Origin of the sequence: Escherichia sp. KTE96, from assembly GCF_000408525.1 — a bacterium.
In the GTDB taxonomy this organism is placed as follows: Bacteria; Pseudomonadota; Gammaproteobacteria; order Enterobacterales; family Enterobacteriaceae; genus Escherichia; species Escherichia marmotae.
The window spans coordinates 1,003,614-1,028,015 of the sequence record NZ_KE137149.1 but is presented as its reverse complement, the minus strand read 5'-3'; the positions used below and the strand labels follow the sequence as shown (position 1 = coordinate 1,028,015).

The 24,402-nt window shown below is 49.3% G+C and carries 23 protein-coding genes and 1 pseudogene; 9 read left to right on the top strand and 15 right to left on the bottom strand.

All coding sequences use genetic code 11. The annotated features are described in order from the left end of the window. Nucleotides 1-19: 19 nt before the first annotated feature. Nucleotides 20-964 (bottom strand): Rpn family recombination-promoting nuclease/putative transposase, encoded by a 945-nt coding sequence (locus A1WG_RS09495; protein ID WP_001517688.1) that lies wholly within the window; start codon nt 962-964, stop codon nt 20-22. 184 nt (nt 965-1,148) lie between these two features. Between A1WG_RS09495 and A1WG_RS09500 the strand changes: the two genes are divergently transcribed. The 6 genes from A1WG_RS09500 (at nt 1,149) to A1WG_RS09525 (ending at nt 6,902) form a co-directional block, all read left to right on the top strand. Beyond that, a complete protein-coding gene (locus A1WG_RS09500) occupies nt 1,149-2,429 on the top strand; it encodes a DUF445 domain-containing protein (protein ID WP_010378299.1) in 1,281 nt (426 codons plus the stop codon). Nucleotides 2,430-2,547: 118 nt separating this feature from the next. Beyond that, nucleotides 2,548-3,699: a double-cubane-cluster-containing anaerobic reductase gene (locus A1WG_RS09505; RefSeq protein ID WP_001517687.1), complete on the top strand. Its 1,152-nt coding sequence runs from the start codon at nt 2,548-2,550 to the stop codon at nt 3,697-3,699. 9 nt (nt 3,700-3,708) lie between these two features. Further along, complete coding sequence (yjiL, locus tag A1WG_RS09510) at nt 3,709-4,476, top strand: putative 2-hydroxyacyl-CoA dehydratase activator YjiL (protein WP_001517686.1); 768 nt, start codon at nt 3,709-3,711, stop codon at nt 4,474-4,476. After that, nucleotides 4,473-4,730: a putative Se/S carrier protein gene (locus A1WG_RS09515; protein ID WP_001517685.1), complete on the top strand. Its 258-nt coding sequence runs from the start codon at nt 4,473-4,475 to the stop codon at nt 4,728-4,730. The genes yjiL and A1WG_RS09515 overlap by 4 nt, the downstream gene beginning before the upstream one ends. Nucleotides 4,731-4,794: 64 nt before the next feature. Continuing rightward, nucleotides 4,795-5,655, top strand: coding sequence for an SdiA-regulated domain-containing protein (locus A1WG_RS09520; RefSeq protein ID WP_001517684.1), 861 nt, complete (start codon nt 4,795-4,797; stop codon nt 5,653-5,655). A 68-nt stretch (nt 5,656-5,723) separates the two neighbouring features. Beyond that, entirely contained in the window at nt 5,724-6,902 is a 1,179-nt protein-coding gene (locus tag A1WG_RS09525) for an MFS transporter (RefSeq protein WP_001517683.1), read from the top strand. On the opposite strand, the gene kptA is transcribed toward A1WG_RS09525, so the two are convergent. Further along, on the bottom strand, nt 6,897-7,469 hold the full coding sequence (kptA, locus tag A1WG_RS09530) for an RNA 2'-phosphotransferase (protein ID WP_001151954.1): 573 nt from the start codon (nt 7,467-7,469) through the stop codon (nt 6,897-6,899). The genes A1WG_RS09525 and kptA overlap by 6 nt on opposite strands. A 137-nt stretch (nt 7,470-7,606) precedes the next feature. On the opposite strand from kptA, the pseudogene A1WG_RS24230 reads away from it, so the two are divergent. Together A1WG_RS24230 and iadA are read left to right on the top strand one after the other, a co-directional pair. After that, nucleotides 7,607-7,881, top strand: a pseudogene (locus A1WG_RS24230) (hypothetical protein); the annotation flags it as partial. Nucleotides 7,882-7,893: 12 nt separating this feature from the next. Then, complete coding sequence (gene iadA, locus A1WG_RS09535) at nt 7,894-9,066, top strand: beta-aspartyl-peptidase (protein ID WP_001517681.1); 1,173 nt, start codon at nt 7,894-7,896, stop codon at nt 9,064-9,066. Between the two features lie 75 nt (nt 9,067-9,141). Here iadA and iraD read toward each other — a convergent pair whose 3' ends face one another. From iraD to uxuA, 4 genes are all read right to left on the bottom strand, one after another. Beyond that, nucleotides 9,142-9,534 carry an anti-adapter protein IraD gene (gene iraD, locus A1WG_RS09540; protein ID WP_001517680.1) on the bottom strand — a complete coding sequence of 131 codons (393 nt, stop codon included), beginning with the start codon at nt 9,532-9,534 and terminating at the stop codon, nt 9,142-9,144. A 409-nt stretch (nt 9,535-9,943) separates the two neighbouring features. After that, complete coding sequence (uxuR, locus tag A1WG_RS09545; protein ID WP_000833695.1) at nt 9,944-10,717, bottom strand: Uxu operon transcriptional regulator; 774 nt, start codon at nt 10,715-10,717, stop codon at nt 9,944-9,946. Nucleotides 10,718-10,931: 214 nt separating this feature from the next. Then, complete coding sequence (locus A1WG_RS09550; protein ID WP_001517677.1) at nt 10,932-12,392, bottom strand: fructuronate reductase; 1,461 nt, start codon at nt 12,390-12,392, stop codon at nt 10,932-10,934. Between the two features lie 80 nt (nt 12,393-12,472). Beyond that, nucleotides 12,473-13,657 (bottom strand): mannonate dehydratase, encoded by a 1,185-nt coding sequence (gene uxuA / locus A1WG_RS09555; RefSeq protein ID WP_001517676.1) that lies wholly within the window; start codon nt 13,655-13,657, stop codon nt 12,473-12,475. A 339-nt stretch (nt 13,658-13,996) separates the two neighbouring features. Here uxuA and gntP point away from each other — a divergent pair, with 339 nt between their 5' ends. After that, nucleotides 13,997-15,340, top strand: a complete 1,344-nt coding sequence (gene gntP, locus A1WG_RS09560) for a gluconate permease GntP (protein WP_001517675.1) — start codon at nt 13,997-13,999, stop codon at nt 15,338-15,340. A 184-nt stretch (nt 15,341-15,524) separates the two neighbouring features. Here the strand turns inward: gntP and fimH are convergent, their stop codons facing one another. The 9 genes from fimH to fimB all read right to left on the bottom strand — a co-directional run bounded on the left by fimH (nt 15,525) and on the right by fimB (nt 24,277). Then, the gene (gene fimH, locus A1WG_RS09565; RefSeq protein ID WP_001517674.1) at nt 15,525-16,427 is read right to left on the bottom strand and encodes a type 1 fimbria D-mannose specific adhesin FimH; all 903 of its coding nucleotides are present in this window, start codon (nt 16,425-16,427) and stop codon (nt 15,525-15,527) included. Nucleotides 16,428-16,445: 18 nt separating this feature from the next. Then, nucleotides 16,446-16,949, bottom strand: a complete 504-nt coding sequence (fimG, locus tag A1WG_RS09570) for a type 1 fimbria minor subunit FimG (RefSeq protein WP_000872022.1) — start codon at nt 16,947-16,949, stop codon at nt 16,446-16,448. A gap of 12 nt (nt 16,950-16,961) precedes the next feature. Next, a complete protein-coding gene (gene fimF, locus A1WG_RS09575; protein ID WP_000837649.1) occupies nt 16,962-17,492 on the bottom strand; it encodes a type 1 fimbria minor subunit FimF in 531 nt (176 codons plus the stop codon). A 9-nt stretch (nt 17,493-17,501) separates the two neighbouring features. After that, nucleotides 17,502-20,138 (bottom strand): fimbrial usher FimD, encoded by a 2,637-nt coding sequence (gene fimD / locus A1WG_RS09580; RefSeq protein ID WP_000120906.1) that lies wholly within the window; start codon nt 20,136-20,138, stop codon nt 17,502-17,504. A gap of 66 nt (nt 20,139-20,204) precedes the next feature. After that, a complete protein-coding gene (gene fimC / locus A1WG_RS09585) occupies nt 20,205-20,930 on the bottom strand; it encodes a type 1 fimbria chaperone FimC (RefSeq protein ID WP_001517673.1) in 726 nt (241 codons plus the stop codon). 36 nt (nt 20,931-20,966) lie between these two features. After that, complete coding sequence (locus tag A1WG_RS09590; RefSeq protein WP_000831509.1) at nt 20,967-21,506, bottom strand: type 1 fimbrial minor subunit FimI; 540 nt, start codon at nt 21,504-21,506, stop codon at nt 20,967-20,969. A 66-nt stretch (nt 21,507-21,572) separates the two neighbouring features. Further along, nucleotides 21,573-22,127, bottom strand: a complete 555-nt coding sequence (gene fimA, locus A1WG_RS09595) for a type 1 fimbrial major subunit FimA (protein ID WP_001517669.1) — start codon at nt 22,125-22,127, stop codon at nt 21,573-21,575. 471 nt (nt 22,128-22,598) lie between these two features. Continuing rightward, nucleotides 22,599-23,195 carry a type 1 fimbria switch DNA invertase FimE gene (gene fimE, locus A1WG_RS09600; RefSeq protein WP_000044701.1) on the bottom strand — a complete coding sequence of 199 codons (597 nt, stop codon included), beginning with the start codon at nt 23,193-23,195 and terminating at the stop codon, nt 22,599-22,601. A 479-nt stretch (nt 23,196-23,674) separates the two neighbouring features. After that, nucleotides 23,675-24,277 (bottom strand): type 1 fimbria switch DNA invertase FimB, encoded by a 603-nt coding sequence (fimB, locus tag A1WG_RS09605; RefSeq protein ID WP_000790567.1) that lies wholly within the window; start codon nt 24,275-24,277, stop codon nt 23,675-23,677. Nucleotides 24,278-24,402 lie beyond the last annotated feature (125 nt).

Here is a 24,402-nt window from a genome sequence, read left to right as displayed (position 1 = left end):
GTATGCCATCAGTCTCTGATTAGTACTCGATCCATGGATCGCGCTTGCTTTCAGGCAAGGGCTGCTCTAATGCCTGCATTTGATCTGCCGAAAGTCCGGTGATTTTTTGTATCCATTCAGGATCTGCCCCATTCTGCAACAACAATCGGAGGAGGCGCTGTTCCCCTTCTTCTTTCCCTTTCTCCCTCCCCAACAGCCATCCATCATGATGAATTCGCTCTGCAATCGTCATTATTCGCTCCCTTTGTTGTGGCATTCGACGGGTAAGTTCGCTGATAAACTTCTTAAAACGCGCTTCATCACCAGTTAGTAAAATGTAATTTAACAGCGCAGTTATCTGGCTGTCATTAGCACACTCTGTAACCAGTAATACTACCAGTTGATCGATAAGCCCCATCAGATCGCGCTGGCGAATATGCTTTTGGATCAACTCCAACAGGGCGACTCTGCGATGCTGCACAATCTCGTCGTCCGGCACCACGGTGACATCCACCAGCGGGAACGCGGCGGTATAAAGTTTCCGTGCGGTAGCCGGGTCGGCAAATTCATCCAGCCAGCACAAAGACCAGGGATAAGGACTACGGCTACCGTGATAAAACAGCATAGGGATGACCAGCGGTAGCGGTTGGCGTTTATCATGCTCTATATGGCGCTGCATCACCGCCATGGAATATCGCATCAGACGAAAGGCCATATGAATATCCTCGCGGCTCTGATGTTCAATCACCACATAGATATAGCCATCACCTTCGCGGGTCTTTACCGACCACAGAATATCGGAGTGTAGCGCCCGCAATTTTTCATCGACAAAGCGGGCTGATTCCAGTTTTAAGGTGTCGAGATCGCACAGTTCACGTAAATCTTTGGGTAAGTGGATCTCCATAAAATCCCGCGCGGTGTCAGGGTGGGTGAGAAAGGATTTAAATAATGCGTCATGCGGCGTGCTGGTCGTGAAGTTTGTCATGGCGAGCCATCACCTATAAAAGAGATGGCCTGACTTTAGCGATTAATAAACCGACTCTCACCCGGTAATTTCCCATTCCCCGAGGCGCTTTCCAGGCTATTTTGGTTCTCCTGCAAGCGATACATTTTTCTGGAAGGCATCTCGATTTTTGCGTGAATCTACCGCCAGGCTCTATCCTTACGATATGAATAAAATCATTGAACTCCGACGCGCCAAAATGCTGGCGCTCTCTTTGCTGCTCGTCGCCGCTGCGACCTTTGTTGTTACGCTTTTTCTACCCGCCAATTTTTGGGTGAGTGGTGTTAAGGCTATCGCAGAGGCGGCAATGGTCGGCGCGCTGGCAGACTGGTTTGCGGTGGTGGCGTTGTTTCGCCGCGTGCCGATTCCGATTATTTCTCGCCATACGGCGATTATTCCGCGAAATAAAGACCGGATTGGCGAAAATCTCGGCCAGTTCGTGCAGGAAAAATTTCTTGATACCCAATCGCTGGTCGCGCTGATTCGTCGTCATGAACCGGCATTATTGATTGGCAACTGGTTCAGCCAGCCGGAAAACGCCCGCCGTGTCGGTCAGCATCTGTTGCAGATCATGAGTGGTTTTCTCGAACTGACCGATGATGCACGTATTCAGCGTCTGCTTAAGCGCGCGGTGCATCGGGCGATTGATAAAGTGGATCTTTCCGGCACCAGTGCATTGATGCTGGAGAGCATGACCAAAAACGATCGTCATCAGGTGCTGCTCGATACGCTGATCGCACAGTTGATTGCCCTGCTCCAGCGTGATAAATCGCGCAAGTTTATCGCCCAGCAGATTGTCCGCTGGCTGGAGAGTGAACACCCGCTAAAAGCCAAAATTTTGCCTACCGAATGGCTGGGTGAACATAGCGCAGAGTTGGTTTCTGATGCCGTGAATTCTTTGCTTGATGATATCAGCCGCGATCGCGCTCATCAGATCCGCCATGCGTTTGATCGCGCCACCTTTGCGTTGATCGATAAGCTAAAAAACGATCCCGAAATGGCGGCGCGCGCCGACAATATCAAAGCGTATCTGAAAGAAGATGAAGCCTTTAACCGCTATCTCAGTGAATTGTGGGGGGATTTACGGCAGTGGCTGAAAGCGGATATCAACAGCGAAGACTCTCGCGTGAAGGAGCGTATCGCGCGGGCAGGTCAGTGGTTTGGGGAGACGTTAATTGCCGATGACGCCTTGCGGGCGTCGTTAAATGGTCATCTCGAACAGGCCGCGCACCGCGTCGCGCCTGAGTTTTCGGCATTCCTGACGCGACACATTACTGACACGGTAAAAAGCTGGGATGCGCGCGATATGTCACGGCAAATCGAGTTAAATATCGGCAAAGATCTCCAGTTTATCCGCGTTAATGGCACGCTGGTTGGGGGTTGTATCGGGTTGATACTGTATCTTTTATCGCAAATCCCGACCTTGTTATCCATCGGCAATTTTTAGAGATCAATGAAAATACGCTAAGAGGCTAACCGCGAGAGAGATCAAATAAACCACACTAAAAACATGGTAATAATGTGGCCTCTTTTCATCATCTCCCGTGTTACGGGGAAGGAAAATCATGTCACTTGTCACCGATCTACCCACCATTTTCGATCAGTTCTCCGAAGCTCGCCAAAAAGGCTTTCTCACCGTCATGGATCTCAAAGAGCGCGGCATTCCGCTGGTTGGCACCTACTGCACGTTTATGCCGCAGGAGATCCCAATGTCCGCCGGGGCGGTTGTTGTCTCGCTCTGTTCCACCTCTGATGAAACCATTGAAGAAGCGGAGAAAGATCTGCCGCGCAACCTCTGTCCGCTGATTAAAAGTAGCTACGGCTTCGGCAAAACTGATAAATGCCCTTACTTTTACTTTTCTGATCTGGTGGTCGGTGAAACTACCTGCGACGGCAAAAAGAAAATGTACGAGTACATGGCGGAGTTTAAACCCGTGCATGTGATGCAACTGCCGAACAGTGTGCAGGACGAGGCTTCGCGCGCGTTGTGGAAAGCTGAAATGCTGCGCTTGCAAAAGGTAGTGGAAGAACGTTTCGGGCAAGAGATCACAGAAGACGCGTTGCGCGATGCCATTACACTGAAAAATCGCGAACGCCGTGCACTGGCGAACTTCTATCATCTGGGGCAGTTAAATCCCCCGGCGCTTAGCGGCAGCGACATTCTGAAAGTCGTTTACGGCGCAACCTTCCGTTTCGATAAAGACGCATTGATCAATGAACTGGATACAATGACCGCCCGCGTTCGTCAGCAATGGGAAGAAGGTCAGCGGCTGGAGCCGCGTCCACGCATTTTAATTACCGGCTGCCCAATTGGCGGCGCAGCAGAGAAAGTGGTGCGCGCGATTGAAGAGAACGGCGGCTGGGTGGTCGGTTATGAAAACTGCACGGGGGCAAAAGCGACTGAGCAATGTGTGGCGGAAACGGGCGATGTCTATGATGCGCTGGCCGACAAGTATCTGGCGATTGGCTGCTCCTGTGTTTCTCCGAATGATCAACGTCTGAAAATGCTCAGCCAGATGGTGGAGGAGTATCAGGTCGATGGCGTGGTAGACGTGATTTTGCAGGCGTGCCATACCTACGCGGTGGAATCGTTGGCGATTAAACGTCACGTGCGCCAGCAGCACAACATTCCTTATATCGCCATTGAAACGGACTACTCCACTTCGGATATCGGGCAGCTCAGTACCCGCGTCGCGGCCTTTATTGAGATGCTGTAAGAGGTGGCTGTGAGGTATTCGATAGGCATTGATTCCGGTTCTACCGCCACCAAAGGGATCTTACTGGCAGACGGCGTGATTATGCGCCGTTTCCTCGTTCCAACGCCATTTCGCCCGGCAATAGCAATTACAGAAGCCTGGGAAACTCTGCGCGAAGGGTTAGAGACAACGCCGTTTCTGACGCTCACCGGTTACGGGCGGCAACTGGTGGATTTTGCCGATAAACAGGTGACGGAAATCTCCTGCCACGGGCTGGGAGCGCGGTTTCTTGCGCCAGCAACGCGCGCGGTGATCGACATCGGCGGCCAGGACAGCAAAGTGATTCAACTTGATGGTGACGGTAATCTGTGTGACTTCCTGATGAATGACAAATGTGCGGCAGGAACCGGACGTTTTCTGGAAGTGATTTCGCGTACGCTGGGCACCAGCATCGAGGAACTCGACTGTATTACCGAAAATGTGCCACCGCACGCCATCAGCAGTATGTGTACGGTGTTTGCCGAATCAGAAGTGATCAGTCTGCGTTCTGCCGGGGTAGCGCCGGAAGCGATTCTCGCCGGAGTGATTAACGCTATGGCGCGCCGCAGCGCCAATTTCATTGCTCGTCTCTCCTGTGAAGCGCCGATTCTGTTTACTGGCGGTGTCAGCCATTGCCAGGTCTTTTCCCGGATGCTGGAAACTCACCTGGGAATGCCAGTACATACCCATCCTGATGCACAATTCGCTGGCGCAATTGGCGCAGCGGTGATTGGTCAGCGGCAGAGAAAACGGGCATGACGGAATTCTTATTTTTATTTCATTCAACGGTCGGCGTCGTGCAAACGCGCAAGGCGCTGCAAGCAGCGGGCATGGCTTTTCGCGTCTCGGATATTCCCCGTGAGTTACGTGGAGGCTGTGGGCTATGCATCTGGTTGAGGTGTCCTGCTGGTGAGGAAACACAATGGGTTATCCCAGGTCAAACAGAGTCAATTTATTATCAGCAGGATGGGAGCTGGCTGTGTATTGCAGATTACGATTCAACTCCGCGTTAAGGATTCATTAAGATCGCTACGTATACTTCTCGATATCTTATTGATTTGCCTTAAAGGGAATGCCATGACAAAAAGTTTTTCGTTACATAAACGCATCACGGGTATTGCTATTCTTTTTGCCATCGTAGTCGTGAGTTTTTTCTTTGTGCAATCTTGCGCCCGTAAAAGCAATCATGCGACATCATTTCAGAATTACCACGCCACCATTGACGGCAAAGAAATTGAAGGTGTAACGAATAATATCTCCTCGCTGACCTGGTCGGCACAGAGCAATACCCTGTTTAGCACTATCAACAAGCCCGCGGCAATTGTTGAAATGACCACCAATGGCGACTTGATCCGCACTATTCCTCTGGATTTTGTAAAAGATCTCGAGACGATCGAATACATTGGCGATAATCAGTTTGTCATTAGCGATGAGCGCGATTATGCCATTTATGTCATTTCTCTTAATGAAAACTCAGAGGTGAAAATCCTCAAAAAAATAAAAATCCCGCTGCAGGAAACGCCGACCAATAGTGGTTTTGAAGGACTGGCTTATTCTCGCCAGGACCACACTTTTTGGTTTTTTAAAGAGAAAAACCCGATTGAGATCTATAAAGTTACCGGACTATTACGTAGTGACGAGTTGCACATTAGCAAGGATAAATCATTACAACGGCAATTTACTTTAGACGACGTGTCTGGCGCGGAATTTAACCCACAAAAAAATACACTTCTGGTGCTGTCTCATGAGTCTCGCGCACTCCAGGAAGTCACCCAAACAGGCGAGGTCATCGGTGAGATGTCGCTTACCAAAGGTAGCCGGGGTTTGTCACATAACATCAAACAGGCCGAAGGGATAGCGATGGACGCCACTGGCAATATCTATATCGTTGGCGAACCCAATCTTTTTTATCGCTTTACCCCTACATCATCACATTAACAGGCTGGCATGTTTTCCTTTTTTGTTATTAACTTGTTAATAACAAAAAAATACAAATAAGGTAAAACATGTCCCCTTCATTGCATCCCGTAGAACGCTTCTCTTTCAGCACCGCGTTTTTTGGGATGCTGGTTCTGACCTTAGGGATGGGGTTAGGCCGCTTTCTGTATACGCCAATGCTACCTGTCATGCTGGCGGAAGGAACGTTTTCATTTAGCGAACTGTCGTGGATTGCCAGCGGCAACTACGCAGGGTATCTGGCAGGCAGCATGCTGTTTTCATTCGGCGCGTTTCATCTGCCGTCGCGTCTGCGCCCGTTTTTATTGGCTTGCGCCCTGGCAACCGGATTATTGATCCTCGCGATGGCATGGTTGCCGACTTTTATTCTGGTGTTGTTGATTCGCTTTCTGGCGGGCGTCGCCAGCGCCGGAATGCTGATATTCGGCTCGACGCTGATTATGCAACATACCCGCCATCCCTTTGTGCTTGCGGCGCTGTTTTCTGGCGTTGGCGTCGGTATCGCGCTGGGCAATGAATATGTGCTGGCGGGACTGCATTTTACCCTCTCCTCGCAAACATTGTGGCAAGGTGCCGGAGCGCTTTCTGCCATTATATTGATTGTTCTGGCACTATTGATCCCGTCGAAAAAACACCTCATCGCGCCTGCGCCGTTGGCGAAAAACGATCAACAGATGATGAGTTGGTGGTTGCTGGCAATTCTGTATGGTCTGGCAGGTTTTGGTTATATCATCGTCGCCACTTATCTGCCGCTGATGGCGAAAGATGCAGGCTCGCCATTGTTAACCGCCCATCTCTGGACGCTGGTTGGCTTGTCGATTGTCCCGGGTTGCTTTAGCTGGCTGTGGGCGGCAAAACGCTGGGGAGCGTTACCTTGCCTGACAGCGAACTTACTGGTGCAGGCGATCTGCGTACTGTTAACCCTCGCCAGCAGCTCGCCTTTATTACTCATCATCAGTAGTGTTGGGTTTGGCGGCACCTTTATGGGCACCACCTCGCTGGTGATGACCATCGCCCGCCAGCTTAGTGTGCCGGGAAACCTCAACCTGTTAGGCTTTGTGACGCTTATTTACGGCATTGGGCAAATTCTTGGCCCGGCGCTGACCAGTTTGCTCGGCAACGGAACATCGGCTCTCGCCAGTGCCACTCTCTGTGGCGCAGCGGCGTTGTTTATTGCGGCGCTGATCTGCACAGTGCAATTGTTTAAGCTGCAAGTGGTGATTTCATAAGGGCTGTTTCCCTTGCCAGTCAAGAAACTCAACCGCAACGGTTGATGTCAGCCAGACCCCGTTTTCCGCTTGCCAGAAAGGTATTCCTCGTTTCGCCATTTCCTGTGCTTTGACGGTTAAGATAACCGGCGCTCCGTGTCTTTCTCCTACTTTGCGAGCTGTCGCTTCATCAGCAGAGAGATGCACATAGTGACGCTCCCCTGCAATTAATCCCTGACTTTTTATCGCCTCAAGGAAACGACTTGCCGTACCGTGGTAGAGAAATTGTGGCGGTGTTTTTTCGGTGAAGGCAATAGCGACCTGCGAAGTCGAATGCCCCTGAACAGCACGAATACACCTACCATCACTGGAATAACTAAAGCGCTTCTTATCACTGGTGGCGACCACGGAATCCAGTAATGCACGCGTTAACCGCTTGCCCGCTTTTTGTGCACAGAGTATGAGCTTATCGATATTCGCCCACCCTTCACGATCCAGCACGATGCCAATCGCCTCTGGTTTATGTCGGAGGACAAAACTTAAAAACTTACTCGTATCCGCCAGATCTTTTTCACTGTACTTTGCCATTTTGCATTCATCCTTGTATTTTCTGCCTTTACTTACTCATCGTTATTGTCACTGTGTTTATGAATTTTCTGCAACTCAATCCTATTTTTCCACTCTGCAAAAAACACGTAGCAACACACGGTCACAAAAACGTTGTGGGAATGCCCGGTGAAGCGGCAACTGTCTTTTAGCCACGTTGATGAGTATGGACGACGCGGTCGGCGTTGCTGCCAGCCAGGCGACCGCGGGCGCATTAACCGATCATGATGTCACCGTTTTACTGCTCGCGATGTATTTAATGGGCAACCCGGTGCAAAATGTCGGTCGCTGCCTGGAGACAGCCGAAGTGAATGCCAAATATTACCCGCATATCATTACGGTCTGCGTGATTAACGCATTGCTGTCGATTTGGGTTATGCAGCTTATTGTTTAACAAGGAGTTACCATGATTGATTATTCCGCAGCCGGTTTTACCCTGTTGCAGGGAGCGCATTTGTATGCGCCGGAGGATCGGGGTATTTGCGATGTGTTAATCGCTAACGGCAAGATTATCGCCGTTGCCAGCAATATCCCTTCTGACATCGTACCGGATTGCACGGTTGTCGATCTCAGCGGGCAGATCCTCTGTCCGGGTTTTATTGATCAACACGTCCATTTGATTGGCGGCGGCGGTGAAGCTGGCCCCACAACACGCACGCCGGAAGTAGCATTAAGCCGCCTGACGGAAGCGGGCGTCACGTCGGTAGTTGGCCTGCTGGGCACTGACTCTATCTCTCGCCATCCGGAATCCCTACTCGCCAAGACCCGAGCACTCAATGAAGAAGGCATCAGCGCCTGGATGCTGACCGGTGCTTATCATGTACCTTCCCGCACCATTACGGGTTCTGTGGAAAAGGATGTGGCGATTATCGATCGCGTGATTGGCGTGAAATGTGCCATCTCTGATCACCGCTCTGCCGCGCCGGATGTTTACCATCTGGCCAATATGGCAGCAGAATCCCGCGTTGGTGGCTTGCTCGGCGGTAAGCCTGGCGTCACCGTGTTCCACATGGGCGACAGCAAAAAGGCGTTACAGCCCATCTATGACCTCCTGGAAAACTGCGATGTGCCAATCAGTAAGTTGCTGCCGACGCATGTTAACCGCAACGTGCCTTTGTTTGAGCAGGCGCTGGAGTTCGCGCGCCAGGGTGGCACCATCGACATTACCAGCAGCATTGACGAACCGGTCGCCCCTGCCGAAGGTATTGCCCGCGCCGTTCAGGCGGGTATTCCGCTGGCACGCGTCACCCTTAGCTCTGACGGCAACGGCAGCCAACCCTTCTTCGACGACGAAGGGAATTTAACCCATATCGGCGTTGCGGGTTTTGAGACGTTGCTGGAAACCGTGCAGGTGCTGGTTAAAGACTACGGTTTCAGTATCAGCGATGCCCTGCGCCCGCTCACCAGTAGCGTAGCCGGTTTCCTTAACCTGACCGGGAAAGGTGAAATCCTGCCAGGTAATGACGCGGATTTGCTGGTATTGACACCGAAGCTGCACATTGCGCAGGTATACGCTCGCGGCAAACTGATGGTCAAAGACGGCAAGGCGTGTGTGAAAGGAACGTTTGAAACTGCATAAGCGGTTGTCAGCCGCCCGAATAGACGTAGAATGCCCGCACGGGTGGCTGACTGAGTAAAACGCAGGAGATTGTATTTAGCTGACTTTCCCCAACATCGCACTGCACCAACCGCCATGCTGCCAGATCAATTCCAATGTTAGCGGTTCATCGTCGTGGTACAGCATCATCTCCAGACTGATTGCCAGATCGTGGCAATATACTTCTTTCAGACTCACCTGCAATGCTGCAATACGTGGTTCATGAAATAAAAGAGCGGAACGCAACTGGCGGCAATACCAACTCTGGAGACGTTTGTCGCACTTATTATGCCCTTGCCACTCAGGCATGCCAGAAACAAGTAATGTTGGTAGCGGTGAATGAGGAGAATTAAAAAGTTGAAAGAGATCCTGGCATACGGAATCACGCAGCAATGATGTATTGCTTCCTGTTTTTTCAGGTAATACGGTCTGAAGTAATTGGCGCATCATTTTGCGCACTCCTGACGTTTAGCGGCATCGATATCTTGCCCTGACGGCAGGATACCACTGAGTTGATGCTCATTTTCCATAGTCATTCCTTTTTGCTCATTACGTCCGTAACTGATACAGGCCTAATTCTTGCCCGCGAAGTATAAGACCCTGAACAGAAATGAAGATCCACTTACTTTTTATTTAAAAAGATATAATTTGATAAAAATCACTAAATCAGATAGAAACAAATCAATATATTTTGATTATTCCGAATGATTACTCAGATTTAAATAGAGATATAATATTTATAAAAGATATGTAATAAGTAATTATTAAATTACTCATAGTTTATTATTAATAATATATGTTATTACATGGCTACAAGACCCGGTGCAAAGCAGCTCAACTTTGCACCAGAAATAAGGGTTCAGGCGTCAACTTTATCCAATGGCCAGGAGTCAAAGAGATAACCATCAAAATAGATATCATCGACGTTGGAAAATTCCAGCAAACGCTGTTTCACATTTTCCAGATGCTGCCACATTGCCAGCTTCGCCGCACGGGCGTCTTTTTTGATTAACGCCGCGAGGATCTGTTTGTGATCGCCCAGCCACTCTTTGCGGTATAAGCTGTCATCCAGATGGCTGTGCAACTGGATCCACATCGGATTGTTTTCCCGCCACTGCCAGGACTGACGGAACAACTCCACCAGCATACTGTTATGGGTTGCTTCGGCAATGGCGAGGTGAAACTGCATGTCACCGCTTTCGCTGCTGCCCGGCGCACTGGAAGCCAGTTCGCGTTCTTCAAGCTGCAATGCCTGGCGCATTTTCACAATATCTTCCCGTGTTGCCTGCAAGGCGGCAAACTCGGCTATGTTGCTCTCCAGCAACTGGCGCGCCTGTAACAGCTCAAAAGGACCAGCGTCGTTGCAGGCGTTAACATCTGCGCTGTCCGCACTCTTACTGGTGGAACTGTCAAGAACATAGATACCGGCACCACGGCGTACTTCTACCAGCCCTTTGATCTCCAGCATGATCAATGCTTCACGTACCACAGTACGCGTGACGTCGAGCATTTCTGCGATCTCACGCTCCGGCGGCAGCCGTTCGCCAGGATTGTACGGCGTCTTAATGATCAGATCGCGGATCATTGCCCCGACTTCCTGGTAAGGTCTTTGCGCAGAGGTGGCAGATTTCATGGTGTTGTGTCCGTTAGGTGCGGTTAATCAAATTTTTGCCGGATGCGGCGTGAACGCCTTATCCGGCCTACAACGGGCAATTTTACGGCACCCGTTAATCTCAAACTATACCATTTGCACTGGAAGTTGGCACGTACAGGTGGGCAAAAAAACGAAAACTGGTCAACCAAATATAAATTTGATTGACCAGTCAGTCTGTAGGGTAATCAGTCAGTTACAGAGCAGCCACGCACTCACGCGCACCACGTTCGCACAGTTGCTGATATGCAGTCGTCACCGCGCCAACAAAGTCCGCGTTCTGCGGCAGATCATCAGCAAAAATACCGCTCAGACCCAGCAGAGCTTTCACACGTTCCGCCCCCTGATATTGCGCGTTGATCTTCTGGAACTCCGCCAGCATCGGGTCGACCACGTCGATAGCGTTGCCTTGCTCATCAATCCCTTGGGTGTAACGCATCCAGCCCGCGACGCCGAGTGCCAGATGACGCCAGCTACCGCCGTTTTGCAAATGCAAGCGAACCGGATCCAGCAGACGCTGCGGCAACTTCTGGCTGCCGTCCATCGCAATCTGCCAGGTGCGATGACGCAGAGACGGGTTGCTGAAACGCTCGATCAGCAGCGTCGCATACGCGTTCAGGTCTGTACCTTCCGGCATCGACAGCGTCGGCGCTTGTTCCTGCATCATCAGAGCAAAGGCCGCTTTGCGATAATCCGCGTTGGTCATGGTATCAGCGATGGTTTCATAACCACCGAGGTAACCGAGGTACGCCAGGAAAGAGTGACTGCCGTTAAGCATACGCAGTTTCATCATTTCGAACGGAACAACGTCCGCAACGAACTGTGCGCCGACTTTATCCCAGTCCGGGCGACCATTGACGAAGTTATCTTCAATCACCCACTGACGGAACGGCTCGCAGGCAATGGCACACGGATCGTAAACGCCCAACTGGTCAGCAATTTCCTGCAATGTTTCAGGAGTAGCCGCCGGAACAATGCGGTCAACCATTGTGCACGGGAAAGTCACGTTCTCTTCAATCCATGCCGCCAGTTGTGGATCACGAGCCTGAGCCAGTCCCAGTACTGCGACTTTCGCCACATGACCGTTTTCACGCACGTTGTCGCAAGACATCACCGTAAAAGCTTTCAGCCCTTTTTCACGACGCAGACGCAGGGCTTCTACGATGTAACCAATTGCAGACTTCGGCGCGGTCGGGTTTTCCAGATCGTGCTTAATCAGCGGGTTATTGAGATCCAACTGACCGCTTGCCGCGTCGGCACAGTAGCCTTTTTCCGTGACCGTCAGGGAAACAATTGCCGTCTGCGGACGCGCCATCGCGTTCAGAATGCCTTCGCAACCGTCGATTTCAGGGTGCAGCGCTTCTTTCATCGAACCGATAATTTTCAGCTCGGTGCTTTCTGCGCCTTTTTCCGCCACGGTATACAACAGTTGCTGTTTTTTCAGGTTTTCGATCAGCACGCGGTCGTTACCTGGCATCAGGTTAACTTCGCAGATCCCCCAGTCGCTGTCGGTGCTTTCCAGCAAATGGTGGGTATACAGCGCCTGGTGCGCGCGGTGGAACGCCCCGCAACCGAGATGCACAATGCGTGATTCCAGACGAGAATGATCCCATGACGGGCGGGCAACCGGCAGATTGCTGTCAACAATAGTAGTCATCGTAAACTCCAGAATCCGTCTTCAGAGAGTGACGGCAAGGAAGAAGGAACCGGCACGGCGCAAAGCCATGCCGGTGAGTATTAACGGCTAAAGAAAGCGCGCTGGATCGCCAGTTCGACACCGCGAACTTCGGCCAGGCCTTTCAGACGACCAATAGCGGAGTAACCAGGGTTGGTTTTCTTCTTCAGGTCGTCCAGCATCTGGTGACCGTGGTCCGGACGCATCGGGATCAGGTCTTCTTTGCCTTCCGCTTTACGACGGTGCTCTTCTTCAACGATCGCTTTCACCACTTCGTACATATCAACGTCACCGTTCAGGTGCGCCGCTTCGTGGAAGGTTTTCGGGTTTTCTTCACGCATGGTGGAACGCAGATGGGTGAAGTAAATACGCGGACCGAACTGCTTGATCATATCAACCAGATCGTTGTCAGCACGCACGCCGTAAGAACCGGTACACATGGTGAAACCGTTCGCCATGCTGTTTACGGTGTCAACCATCCACTGCATATCTTCAATGGTGGAAACGATGCGCGGCAGGCCGAGGATCGGGCGCGGCGGATCGTCCGGGTGAACAGCCATGCGCACGCCAACTTCTTCCGCAACCGGAATGATCGCCTTCAGGAAGACAGCAAAGTTTTCGCGCAGTTTGGCTTTGTCGATATCTTTGTACAGTTCCAGGTGCTTACGGAACTGATCGAGGGTGTAGCCTTCTTCCGCGCCCGGCAGACCCGCAATGATGTTACGAGTCAGACGCGCTTTGTCTTCATCGCTCATGGTGGCGAAGCGTTCTGCTGCCTGAGCAATTTCTTCTTCGGTGTAATCCGCTTCTGCGCCTGGACGTTTCAGGATGTGCATTTCGAATGCAGCAAATTCGATCTGGTCGAAGCGCAGTGCTTTGGAGCCGTCCGGTAGCACATATTCGAGGTCAGTACGGGTCCAGTCGAGAACCGGCATGAAGTTGTAGCACACGGTGCGAATGCCGCACTGCGCCAGGTTGCGCAGGGTCTGCTGATAGTTAGCAATCCACTGCTCATAGTTGCCAGTGTGAGTTTTGATATCTTCGTGAATTGGCACGCTTTCCACGACAGACCACACCAGGCCCGCGTCTTCAATGATAGCCTTGCGTTTGAGGATTTCTTCAACGGACCATACTTCGCCGTTCGGGATATGGTGCAACGCGGTAACCACGCCAGTTGCGCCCGCCTGACGGACATCAGCTAAAGAAACCGGATCGTTAGGGCCGTACCAGCGCCAGGTCTGTTCCATGATATTTCCTCTTTCACATAGCGGGTTCCACAGCGAAGAGACGCGGAACCCCGGAGTTGTTTAGGTATCCGGATGAACAACCAGACCGCAGCCGTGGCGTTGCATCGGATGAGATGGCGTATAAGTTCTACCTTTTGGTAAGACATGTCAACCCGAATTCTAAAATTGGTTAACCACATCACAAGAAATCCACTCTCACACAGGTTGATGCAAATTACAGCAAAGGGTATTCAGCGGTTATTGATCGGGGGATGTGATATTCATCGCAACAATGGTTGACCAATTTACATAACATGTCGCCCAAAATAGCAATGGTTCAACCAGGTAAGGTAAAACGTTATGCATGTGATTAACATTCTTTGGGTGGTATTCGGCATCGGCCTGATGCTGGTACTGAATTTGAAGTTCAAGATCAACTCGATGGTGGCTTTGCTGGTGGCAGCGTTGTCCGTTGGGATGCTGGCGGGTATGGATCTGATGTCGCTGCTGCACACCATGAAAGCGGGCTTTGGCAACACGCTGGGGGAACTGGCGATCATCGTGGTGTTCGGTGCGGTCATCGGTAAGCTGATGGTTGACTCTGGTGCGGCTCACCAGATAGCGCACACGCTGCTGGCGCGTCTCGGCCTGCGCTATGTTCAGATATCGGTGATCATCATCGGCCTGATTTTCGGTCTGGCGATGTTCTATGAAGTGGCCTTTATCATGCTGGCACCGCTGGTGATCGTGATTGCCGCCGAAGCTAAAATTCCCTTCCTGAAACTGGCTATCCCGGCAGTAGCGGCTGCAACCACCGCACATTCACTGTTCCCACCGCAGCCGGGTCCGGTGGCGCTGGTCAATGCTTACGGCGCAGATATGGGGATGGTTTACATCTATGGCGTGCTGGTGACTATTCCCAGCGTTATCTGTGCGGGGCTGATCCTGCCGAAGTTTCTCGGTAATCTTGAGCGCCCAACGCCGTCATTCCTGAAAGCAGATCAACCGGTAGATATGAATAACCTGCCCTCTTTCGGCATTTCCATTCTTGTGCCGTTGATCCCGGCGATCATTATGATCTCCACCACCATCGCTAATATTTGGTTAGTAAAAGACACACCGGCATGGGAAGTGGTTAACTTTATTGGTTCCTCCCCAATTGCGATGTTTATCGCGATGGTGGTTGCGTTCGTACTCTTTGGCACCGCACGCGGCCACGACATGCAGTGGGTGATGAACGCCTTTGAAAGCGCGGTAAAAAGTATTGCGATGGTGATTCTGATCATCGGTGCAGGCGGCGTGCTGAAGCAAACCATTATCGACACAGGCATTGGTGACACCATCGGCATGCTGATGTCGCACGGCAACATTTCTCCATACATCATGGCGTGGCTGATCACCGTGCTGATTCGTCTGGCGACTGGTCAGGGTGTCGTTTCAGCGATGACCGCCGCCGGGATTATCAGTGCCGCAATTCTTGATCCGGCAACCGGTCAATTGGTTGGTGTAAATCCGGCGCTGCTGGTTCTGGCAACTGCCGCGGGTTCCAACACCCTCACCCACATTAACGATGCCTCTTTCTGGCTGTTCAAAGGTTATTTTGATCTGTCAGTAAAAGACACCCTGAAAACCTGGGGTCTGCTGGAGCTGGTCAACTCCGTGGTTGGGCTGATTATTGTGTTGATTATCAGTATGGTGGCGTAAAGGAATATCAGAGCCTGCCATTGGCAGGCTCAGTTCGGATGGTTGGCAACGTGCGCCTTGTTTATGCCAGATGCGGCGCTGGCGCGTCTTATCTGGCCTACAAAAAGCTAACATACAGGTTTTGTAAGCCTGATAGCCATCAGGCAAATATTGCGTACTCGCATTGGCAACCCCTGTGATTTCTTTATTGATAAACAAAAGTCACACCAATAATTGACTGCACATTACCTGCAGTCACCTGCCCTCCAGTACGTGCGTAATTTGCCGTTAACCCAAGACTTACCGCTGAAGTCCCTACTGCCCCTAATGACACGGTGCTATTCGCTGGAATAATCGTACCGTTGCGCGTCAACTGCACGCCGACGCCCTGTGCTGGCGAAAACGACGCCGTGTTGGTGAAAATCGAGTTGTCCGCATCTGCGGTTGTACCTGAAAGGTAATACCCCAGGTTTTGGCTTTTCGCACAATAAACAGTAAGAGGAATCGGCACCGAGCCGGGGTAGTCCGGCAGAGTGACGGTGACATCTCGCGCAGAAACATCACAACCACCGGTAGGCACCACCACATCGTTATTGGCATAAATATTCCAGACAAACTGGAAATCATCGCCGTTATAGTTGTTGGTCTGGCGCAAAATGAGCACGGCTATTAATGAACCAGCCTTAATCGCCACTCCGCCCGCACTGCTGACAGGCGTCAGATAAAGCGCCACTGGCCAGGGCTTATCCGTTCTCGAATTATAAACAACGCGTGGCGTTTCGCTGGTGGTAGGAAAAGGATAGCTACTGCCATTATATTTTACGGTTCCGGAAAAATTAGATAACACGCCGCCATAAGCTGAACCTCGTTGCAGTGTTACATAGTCTGTAATGGTTTCCGGGTAATCGTTATGGCAAAAGATCTGCGTCGAAAGATCCACAACCAGGTTTTGCCCCACATTCACTGCGGGCGCAAGGTTAACATAGACATTGGCGCTGCCGCCGCCAATAGGGATAGCCGTACCATTAGCGGTTTTACAGGCGAATGACCAGGCATTTACCGACCAGCCCATCAGCAGTACAGTAAATAAGGTAATAACGCGTTTCATTACAATCATCTCTTCGGGTTAGCTGTAGGTATAGGTGATGCTAATCACTGCCTGAATGGTTCCCTGGGTGGCACCACCATTTACCGTCAATGCTCTGACCTGCAACGGAAAGTGCGCAGATTGAGAGGAATCATCCACCTGAACAGTTTTGGTTGCGCCGGTGTTCAATGTGTTGCCGTTGTCATCCTGTAGCTCTAACTGGATGTTTTGCGCGGTTCCCTGGTTTTTATAATATCCGGTGCTGTCAGCCGCCCCGCTGAAACTGGCGGTGACTCTGGACGTTCCCACCGGACAATTCGTCAACTCAAGCGCAACATCATGCCAGGACGATGCCGCTCCGGCAGACATCAGGCTGAAAGAATAAAGATCGCCGAGATCAACCGTGGCATTGGTGGTGGAAACTGTGCACGGTTTGGCGACGACCTTACCATTCACCGTAATGGTGACATCGGCTGCCCGTACCGTCGCGCTTGCGAGCGCCAACATTGCCGCCAATAAATACCCACGTTTGCGCCATTTCATGAGCATCTCCAGTTACTGATATTCAAGAGTGAAGGTTGCCGTGGCATTGATATGCCCCGCAGTGACAGGCACCTGTGTCGCCATTAGCCGGGCGTAAAAATTCAGCGTATTTGGTTTACCCGGCGTCAGGGTCGTCCACGAAATCGCGGACGATGGGGCATTAAGTGGTATCTGATTTTGTTGCTCATTCAGAAGCTGTATTCCCAGTCCCGCAGCCGCTGACACAGTCTTTTCAAGTGCAAGCAGGTTGGAATTATGGCTATCTGCAACACCGGTAAATCCGATCTTTACAGCAGAGACGGCATTACCACAGGGTGACAGCAAAATACGAAAAGGAACGACCGGAGTCGTCGCCCCAATGTTGTTAAATTGCTTCGCCGCATTTTCCAGCAAATCAACGGTAAAATTGGTTGATTCAACTGCCACACTACAGCCGTTATCCCTGACATAGCCGCGGATAGTAATCGTGCTATCCGCAGCCAAAGCGTGACTGACAACCAGCCACAAAAAAGCGCACAGAAGATAAAAAGGTTTGCTTTTCATCACGCCCCCTTAACGACATTCAACTGATAGCTGGGTTAATAACTGCTGCTGACTCTCAGGTGGCAGTTTGTAATCTGCGACACAGTGAGCATTCTCCCCTTCTCCCCATTTCACCTGAACTTTTCCCGCTAAAGGCATCCCGCTGAGGTAAACCTGGCCATTATCCGCAACAATGCCGCTACTCTGGCTACTCTCTGATGTGACCATCGCACCAAACGGCAGCGGCTTATTATTGTGGGTCAGCGTCATGAGCAGTTTTATCCCAACGCGCGCTTTAAACTCTGCTCGCACGATTGCCCCACGGGTGGGAACAACGTTAGCGACCGCGTTATCTAAATCGACGTTATCAGCCAGGGTATTGGTATCCAGTGCCACTCTATTTTCCCGATATTCAGTGGCATAAGGCAGCACGGCATAACCGCGCCAGTCGGTACGAACACCTGTCTGGTTTTCGACTTTTACATCTTTTGCTCCAGGCGCTTTAATCAGCACAACCGTATCGTTTAACGGCTGCCCCAGCGTTACTCCATTGGCATGGGCCAATACCCCACCGCTGACTCCGTAATAGACCTGCTTAATATCATCGCTATGGCTGTAACCTATATTGGCATTGCCATAACCGCCGCGATAATTCAGCGCTGCGTAGCCTGTACTTCCGCTATTCCCATCGCCACCTCCGGCATATCCGGTTTGTACGCTGTAGCTTAGGTTGTTGTCTTCCAGCAACGTACCGTATACACCGGCCAGGTTGGTCATCCGACCATTGAGATCGTGTGACATGCTGTAGCTGGCACTGGCATGTCGCCACTGAGATTTACTGTCAGAACGCAGCCAGTGGCTGAAAGGAATATTGACGTTAAGAGCCAACATCTGATCTCGTCCTTTTTGCCAGGCGTTTTTCGTCAGGCTATAGCTGAGCGTCCAGTTGATATCCTCGAATGCGGTATTTAATCCGGCCTGGAATTGCTCATCGACATTACTCGTTCCCCAATAAGTCTGATGGCTACCACTCAAATAAAGTGTTGATGTGCGCCCAACTTGCTGAGTGACAGTAAGTTGTAATTTTCCGCGTTTGTTATAAGCGAGGTTGTAATAGTCGGTGAATTTCGGCTTAACCTGAATAACACCATCCTGCGTTTCAATGTTGTAGCCATTCATTCGGCGGTATGTTGTATCAGCGAAATTGAAATATCCGCTGGTCGAATAGCGGTAACCCACTAACTGAATATTCGTGCCTGACTCATTGAGCGATTTGTTATAAAGAAAACGCACTGATTGTCCGTCATGCTGACTTTCATCGGGAAGTGTGGCATTAGCCTGCGTCATATCCACGGACAGAGCCCCCAATGTCCCCATGTTTTTCCCGACACCGAAATTAAAAGCACGATAACGATCCGCCAGTTGAGTACCGCCGTATATTGTCCAGCCAGCCGGGAGGCCGTGGAGTAACGTACTCTGGAAAAAGCGGGGGTTTTCCTGTTGCGCATTACCACTGCGGTACTCTCCAGCCGTAATGGAATAACGTGTATGTCCCTCACGCTGCAGGAGCGGTACTGACGAATAGGGTACGGTAAAGATCTGTGTGCTGCCGTCGGCCTCTTTAATCGTTACCTGCAAGTCACCACTATTACCTGCGGCATAGAGATCATTAATAGTAAAAGGCCCCGGTGGCACCGTACTATTATAAATGTCATACCCGTTCTGTTTAATAGATACTTGTGCAGTACCACGTGCAATACCGTGGATCACCGGGGCAAATCCTCTCTGGCTATCGGGTAACATATTGTCATCTGAGGCCAACTGTGCGCCGCGAAAGTTAATACCATCGAAAATATCGCCTTGGGTATAACCATCGCCCAACGTCAGGCGAGAACGTAACGGAATTATGTCTCGCTCAAGCCAGGTATTGATATGTTGCCATTTATTTTTGCTACCTGATGAACTGCCGCTACTGTTATAACTCCAGGTAGTATTGTCGCGTAAACGCCACGCACCAATATTTAACCCACTCTGCAGGTTTAAATATGCATAATGGCTGTTACCCCCAATCCGATTCTGCACACTATTTCCACTGAAGTTATAATTGAGTAATCCGGCATTAATACCTGAATCCCACAACTCTGGTGGAATATAGCCACGCGCACGCTGATTCATAAATGCCTGCGGGATCGTGAGGTTAAGCCGCTGCAGGCCAACATCTAAATGCGCAGTGGCTTCATTGATCATCGAAGTTAATGGTACGCAGGCATCAGCCGCCAGCAGATTCATACCGGAAACAGAGGCCGTATTCAGCCCCATACTGGCGAGTTGTGCGCGTGTCAGACAAGGGACAATCCCTTGTTCACTCTCCCCCGTATTAAACGTGACATCTCGTGTTGCCATATAACCATTATTCATATAGATATCGACACGATACGTTCCCGGCGGTAATTCTTGTCCATTTTCAAAACTCGATAAATCGGCAACAGCCTGAGGATCATCCGCTAAAAAGCGCGGGTTAAAATAGAGTTCGGCAGATGAAAAAGGTGCCTGTGCAGCAAATGCACAGGCAACAGAGAGCCGGATAAAAAAACCAGCCAGACAAGGCTTACGATTATGCAAGCATTGCGTGTTTCGCTGGTAAAATCTTAAATTCAGATATGACATTATTCCTCCGGTTTAAAATCACCCGGCAGTCAATTCTTTTTATTCAGGCGAAAAATTCCCCCTGCGTTATTCCATTACGCCCTTCATTTTTGGGGTAAGTGCACCATAATCATTTATTGTTCGATAAGTTATGCTGCTTCCGGCATCAGAAGGCAATTTAACCGTGCTTTCGCCCATTGGAGGCACCAATGCATTATCAAGAATCCGAGTTCCGGCATTAAGCTCTGTTACCGTCAGGTAATAGGGTGTCGGGTTAATCAGCGTCAGAGAATTTGTGCCGCGACGGAATCTTAATTTTTCTGCGGCCTGATCGGGTGGCAACGCTAATTTAGCCGGGCGGTAATAGAGTTTAATGCGGCTGATTATCGCGAGCTGTAACGTATTCTCGTTCAATTTTGATTTATCCATTGACGGAATCGCTTTTACATTCATCCAGAACAAACTTTCCCGATCCTGCGGCAATTGATTATTTGTGGCATCAAGAATACGCAGAGTATTCTCTTTTTTTCCCTTCATCGCAAACAGAGGTGGCGTCACGATAAAACGACCATCCTTTACACCATCAGCATTTTCTACCCATGATTGAATTAAATAAGTGCTATTTTCATCATTATTTGTCACGGCAAGTTGAACTTGTTTCTGCCCTGCCGGATAAATTACGCGAGTCGCACCTAATGCCACTCCCGCTTCAGCGCGTCCGGCAAGCATCATTGCAACGATCATCAGGATACCTGCCAGTAAGCAGAATGTTATTTCCTGCGATTTTCTTACATTGACGTTTTTATTACTCACTGTCCTGTTCCTGTTATCACAATATCTGCTGAACAATTACTGATAGGTTAAGGAGAACCAGGCCTGAGCATTAGCCATGCCGCCAGTAACCCAACGCCCTGTTGCGCGATATTTAGCAATGAAATGTAGCGAAGTCGCGCCTGAGTAAAGCCGTTTCCAGTGTATTGGTGGACGATTAATCGGTACGAGGTTTCCCTCGTCATCAAACAAGGCAATACCAACATTGGTTGCAATTCCCGGCCCCTCACCCACAGAAAGCACATCCGGATTTTTGCCATCAGCGACACCGTGAAACGCCACGCCCACACGTTCACTCACCACCGTGCTACATTCCCGTAAATGAATAACAAACGGCACCGGGGCGCTATCTTCCCCTACCGCATGAAACCGGTTACTACTGATTTGCCCCATATTGACCGTCATTTGTTTGTCACCTGCTTCAATCCGGCAAGCTTCCGCAATAATGACGCCCTGAAATTGCATATTTCCACCGGGCAACGTGGTGTTCCATTTATTTCCGGCCAGTGCAAACATCGGCAGTAACGACGCTACTAGAAATAATTTCGTCCTTTTCATCGTTATTTTTATCGCGCAGGGGGCGGGCATCCTTGCCCATAATTATTTCCCTAAAACCTGAGTGGATTATTGATACTGAACCTTGAAGGTTGCATCCGCATTAGCAGCACCCGGGGTTGCGACACCCGTTGCATAATAACGCGCCTGGAACGGAATGGTGTTGGTGCCATTATTCAGAGTCGTTTGCTCACTAAATGTCGCACCGTCCAGCGTCAGCGCAGTGCCTGTTCTGTCAAGGATCTGCACACCAACGTTTGTTGCGCTACCTGCAGCAGAACTCTGCAGAGCCAGTACTGTAGGATTGTTGCTGTTAATCGCTGTGCCCAAGAAGGCAACAGCGGCTGTGCTTGCAACAGAAGTATCGCAATCATTCAGTTGAATGTTAAAACCGACAGCAGAGCTGGTTGCTCCAGCCTGCTTCAGAGTAGCAGTACGAACCTGGCCCAACTGAACGGTTTGATCAACAGAACCAGCATCAACCGCACAAGCAGCATTAACGATTTCCCCTTTAAAGTGAACGGTCCCACCATTTACCGTCGTGGGAGTAGTATCGGCCAAAGCCGCTGTAGAACTGAGGGACAGCGCCGACAGAACAACAATTGCCAGAGTTTTAATTTTCATACTGCTTTCCTTTTTAAATCTACGTATAAATCGACATGGGCAGTCGTTCTGTACACTTTGTTCAGATAGATAGTTTGACTGCCAACACTGCACAGTTTTCCCCCAAAAAATGAAACATTTGGGGCCATTTTGACTCATAGAGGAAAGCATCGCTCGCTTACTTATTTAGTTTATTTGTTGGATTAATGAACTTTATTTAATTGATTTTATAGATTTTTATGCTATCTGAGGTGATTTTTGAAGAGAAGAATGAGGAAGTTGCTTCGAGAGTCAGAAACGCTATCTTTACGTAACGCGGAGGCAATGTGAAATTAATTTACAAGAGAAATAATTTACATATCAAATGGTTAGCTGGTTTTCGTCGATTTTTTATATTTTTATGCTTGAGAAAAAACACAAAACTTTTTTATGATATGGACAGTTTGGCCCCAATTGTCTTGTATTAATCTAATTTTTTATCAATAGGTTACATTAAGCCTCTTCTCTTTTTAAATTTTCATTTATTAGATTATTTCTTTCCCATAATCCGGCAAAACGTGCGGCATTACTGGCGGTATAACGCACAGTATGGCGAATATTTCGATGCCCCAGATAATCCTGAATTAAACGAGTATCTGCACCGCGCTCGGCCAGTTCATAACCGCAAGCATGTCTTAACATATGAGGGTGAGTCTGCGTCACGGTTCCAGCTTCAACACCCGCATCACGAATGATGCGATAGGCCTGCTGGCGAGAAAGTCGGCTTCCACGACGAGAAATAAATATGGCATCGGTCTGGTCAGCACCTTTCCAGTTAGAACGTTCAAGGGTCCAGCGTTCTACAGCCTCACGCTCGTCGAAACGTAGTGGATGGACAGTAGAAAATCCGTTCTTCAGCCGACGAATATTTATCCGGCCTTCATTGAGATCAAGATCCTGATAATGAAGATCAAGTAGCTCACTAATACGCATCCCGTGCCGATATGCCAACAGAATAAGACAATAATCTCTGGCTCCCGTTGCCCCATAGCAAACCGCTTGCATCATTGCCTGAACTTCTTTACCGGTAAGATAGCGACGTTTACTCACAATAGTAGTACTCCTGAACTGGGTTATATTTGAATGAATACCTATAGGAAAACCTCAATCGGTTAAAATTAGCCCAATAGATAAAAAGATAATCACACACGACATTGAGCGATTATCAGACGTTCACATTAAATATCATACAAAAATAAAATATCACTGATGTGACAAAATCTATTTTCATTGATTTAATTCAATATAACAATAGAGTAAACAGAATTAACTTCCAGTTGCTTAAAAAATAAAGAAAAAAACACAATGAGGTAAGAACTTAGGTGATGTGTAAATTTATGAATGATTTTGTTTGTTTATTTTAAAAAAATAAAACCATTGTGGTTTGTATGGCTGTGGTTAAACCAATGTTTATTCTGATAATTAATGATTATACTTACAATAACATCAATTAATAAATGGTTAATTATTATTGATACATCGTAAGAATAATGTAGTTTTTAACACCATCCATGGTATCTCATCCGTTTTTATAAAACAGCATGGCGTTGCCGACCTCTGGGGCTATCCCAGATACCGTAAAAACGCCCTGCATTACTAGCGGTATACCAGACAGTATGACGAATATTACGATGGCCAAGATAATCCTGGATAAGCCGTGTATCTACTCCCATATTCGCCAAAGCAAAACCACATGAATGACGTAACATGTGAGGATGAATCTCTAGTGATAATCCAGCATTATCACCTGAAGTAGAGATGATTTGATAAAACTGTTGACGAGAAAGAGGATTCCCCTTGCGTGACAAAAACACCCACTCGCTCTCAGCATGTGGATAAGAAGTACGCATACTCAACCAGTTTTTTAAAGCCTGAACTTCTTTGTTTAAGAGCGGGTGTGTCGTTGAAAAGCCTTTTTTTAATCGATGGATATATATACACTTTGCCTTAAGATCAATATCTGAAATTCTCAATCGACAAATTTCACTCGCCCGGAAGCCATGAATAAAACAAAGTAAAGTCAGACAATAATTACGTGCAGCATGAGGCCCGGTATTTGCTGCTTTAAGGAGTAACTCGATTTCACTGTGGGTCAGGAAGTTCCTTTTTTTGTTATCAGCCTTATTCTTCATCGTTTTCCCTTATAATTGCAGACACGCACTAGCTGTACTGGGTTATTATCAGCCCAACATTTAGCCCTGATTATGTTTATAAAAGCGAACGTTTGTGTAATGACTAACGCAAGTGGATCAGCTCT

Bases quoted from the DNA above. Each gene is read 5' to 3' on its own strand.
- A1WG_RS09495 (WP_001517688.1), bottom strand. From the start codon at position 964: ATGACAAACTTCACGACCAGCACGCCGCATGACGCATTATTTAAATCC.
- A1WG_RS09500 (WP_010378299.1), top strand. From the start codon at position 1,149: ATGAATAAAATCATTGAACTCCGACGCGCCAAAATGCTGGCGCTCTCT.
- A1WG_RS09505 (WP_001517687.1), top strand. From the start codon at position 2,548: ATGTCACTTGTCACCGATCTACCCACCATTTTCGATCAGTTCTCCGAA.
- A1WG_RS09515 (WP_001517685.1), top strand. From the start codon at position 4,473: ATGACGGAATTCTTATTTTTATTTCATTCAACGGTCGGCGTCGTGCAA.
- A1WG_RS09520 (WP_001517684.1), top strand. From the start codon at position 4,795: ATGACAAAAAGTTTTTCGTTACATAAACGCATCACGGGTATTGCTATT.
- A1WG_RS09525 (WP_001517683.1), top strand. From the start codon at position 5,724: ATGTCCCCTTCATTGCATCCCGTAGAACGCTTCTCTTTCAGCACCGCG.
- kptA (WP_001151954.1), bottom strand. From the start codon at position 7,469: ATGGCAAAGTACAGTGAAAAAGATCTGGCGGATACGAGTAAGTTTTTA.
- iadA (WP_001517681.1), top strand. From the start codon at position 7,894: ATGATTGATTATTCCGCAGCCGGTTTTACCCTGTTGCAGGGAGCGCAT.
- iraD (WP_001517680.1), bottom strand. From the start codon at position 9,534: ATGATGCGCCAATTACTTCAGACCGTATTACCTGAAAAAACAGGAAGC.
- uxuR (WP_000833695.1), bottom strand. From the start codon at position 10,717: ATGAAATCTGCCACCTCTGCGCAAAGACCTTACCAGGAAGTCGGGGCA.
- A1WG_RS09550 (WP_001517677.1), bottom strand. From the start codon at position 12,392: ATGACTACTATTGTTGACAGCAATCTGCCGGTTGCCCGCCCGTCATGG.
- uxuA (WP_001517676.1), bottom strand. From the start codon at position 13,657: ATGGAACAGACCTGGCGCTGGTACGGCCCTAACGATCCGGTTTCTTTA.
- gntP (WP_001517675.1), top strand. From the start codon at position 13,997: ATGCATGTGATTAACATTCTTTGGGTGGTATTCGGCATCGGCCTGATG.
- fimH (WP_001517674.1), bottom strand. From the start codon at position 16,427: ATGAAACGCGTTATTACCTTATTTACTGTACTGCTGATGGGCTGGTCG.
- fimG (WP_000872022.1), bottom strand. From the start codon at position 16,949: ATGAAATGGCGCAAACGTGGGTATTTATTGGCGGCAATGTTGGCGCTC.
- fimF (WP_000837649.1), bottom strand. From the start codon at position 17,492: ATGAAAAGCAAACCTTTTTATCTTCTGTGCGCTTTTTTGTGGCTGGTT.
- fimD (WP_000120906.1), bottom strand. From the start codon at position 20,138: ATGTCATATCTGAATTTAAGATTTTACCAGCGAAACACGCAATGCTTG.
- A1WG_RS09590 (WP_000831509.1), bottom strand. From the start codon at position 21,506: ATGAAAAGGACGAAATTATTTCTAGTAGCGTCGTTACTGCCGATGTTT.
- fimA (WP_001517669.1), bottom strand. From the start codon at position 22,127: ATGAAAATTAAAACTCTGGCAATTGTTGTTCTGTCGGCGCTGTCCCTC.
- fimB (WP_000790567.1), bottom strand. From the start codon at position 24,277: ATGAAGAATAAGGCTGATAACAAAAAAAGGAACTTCCTGACCCACAGT.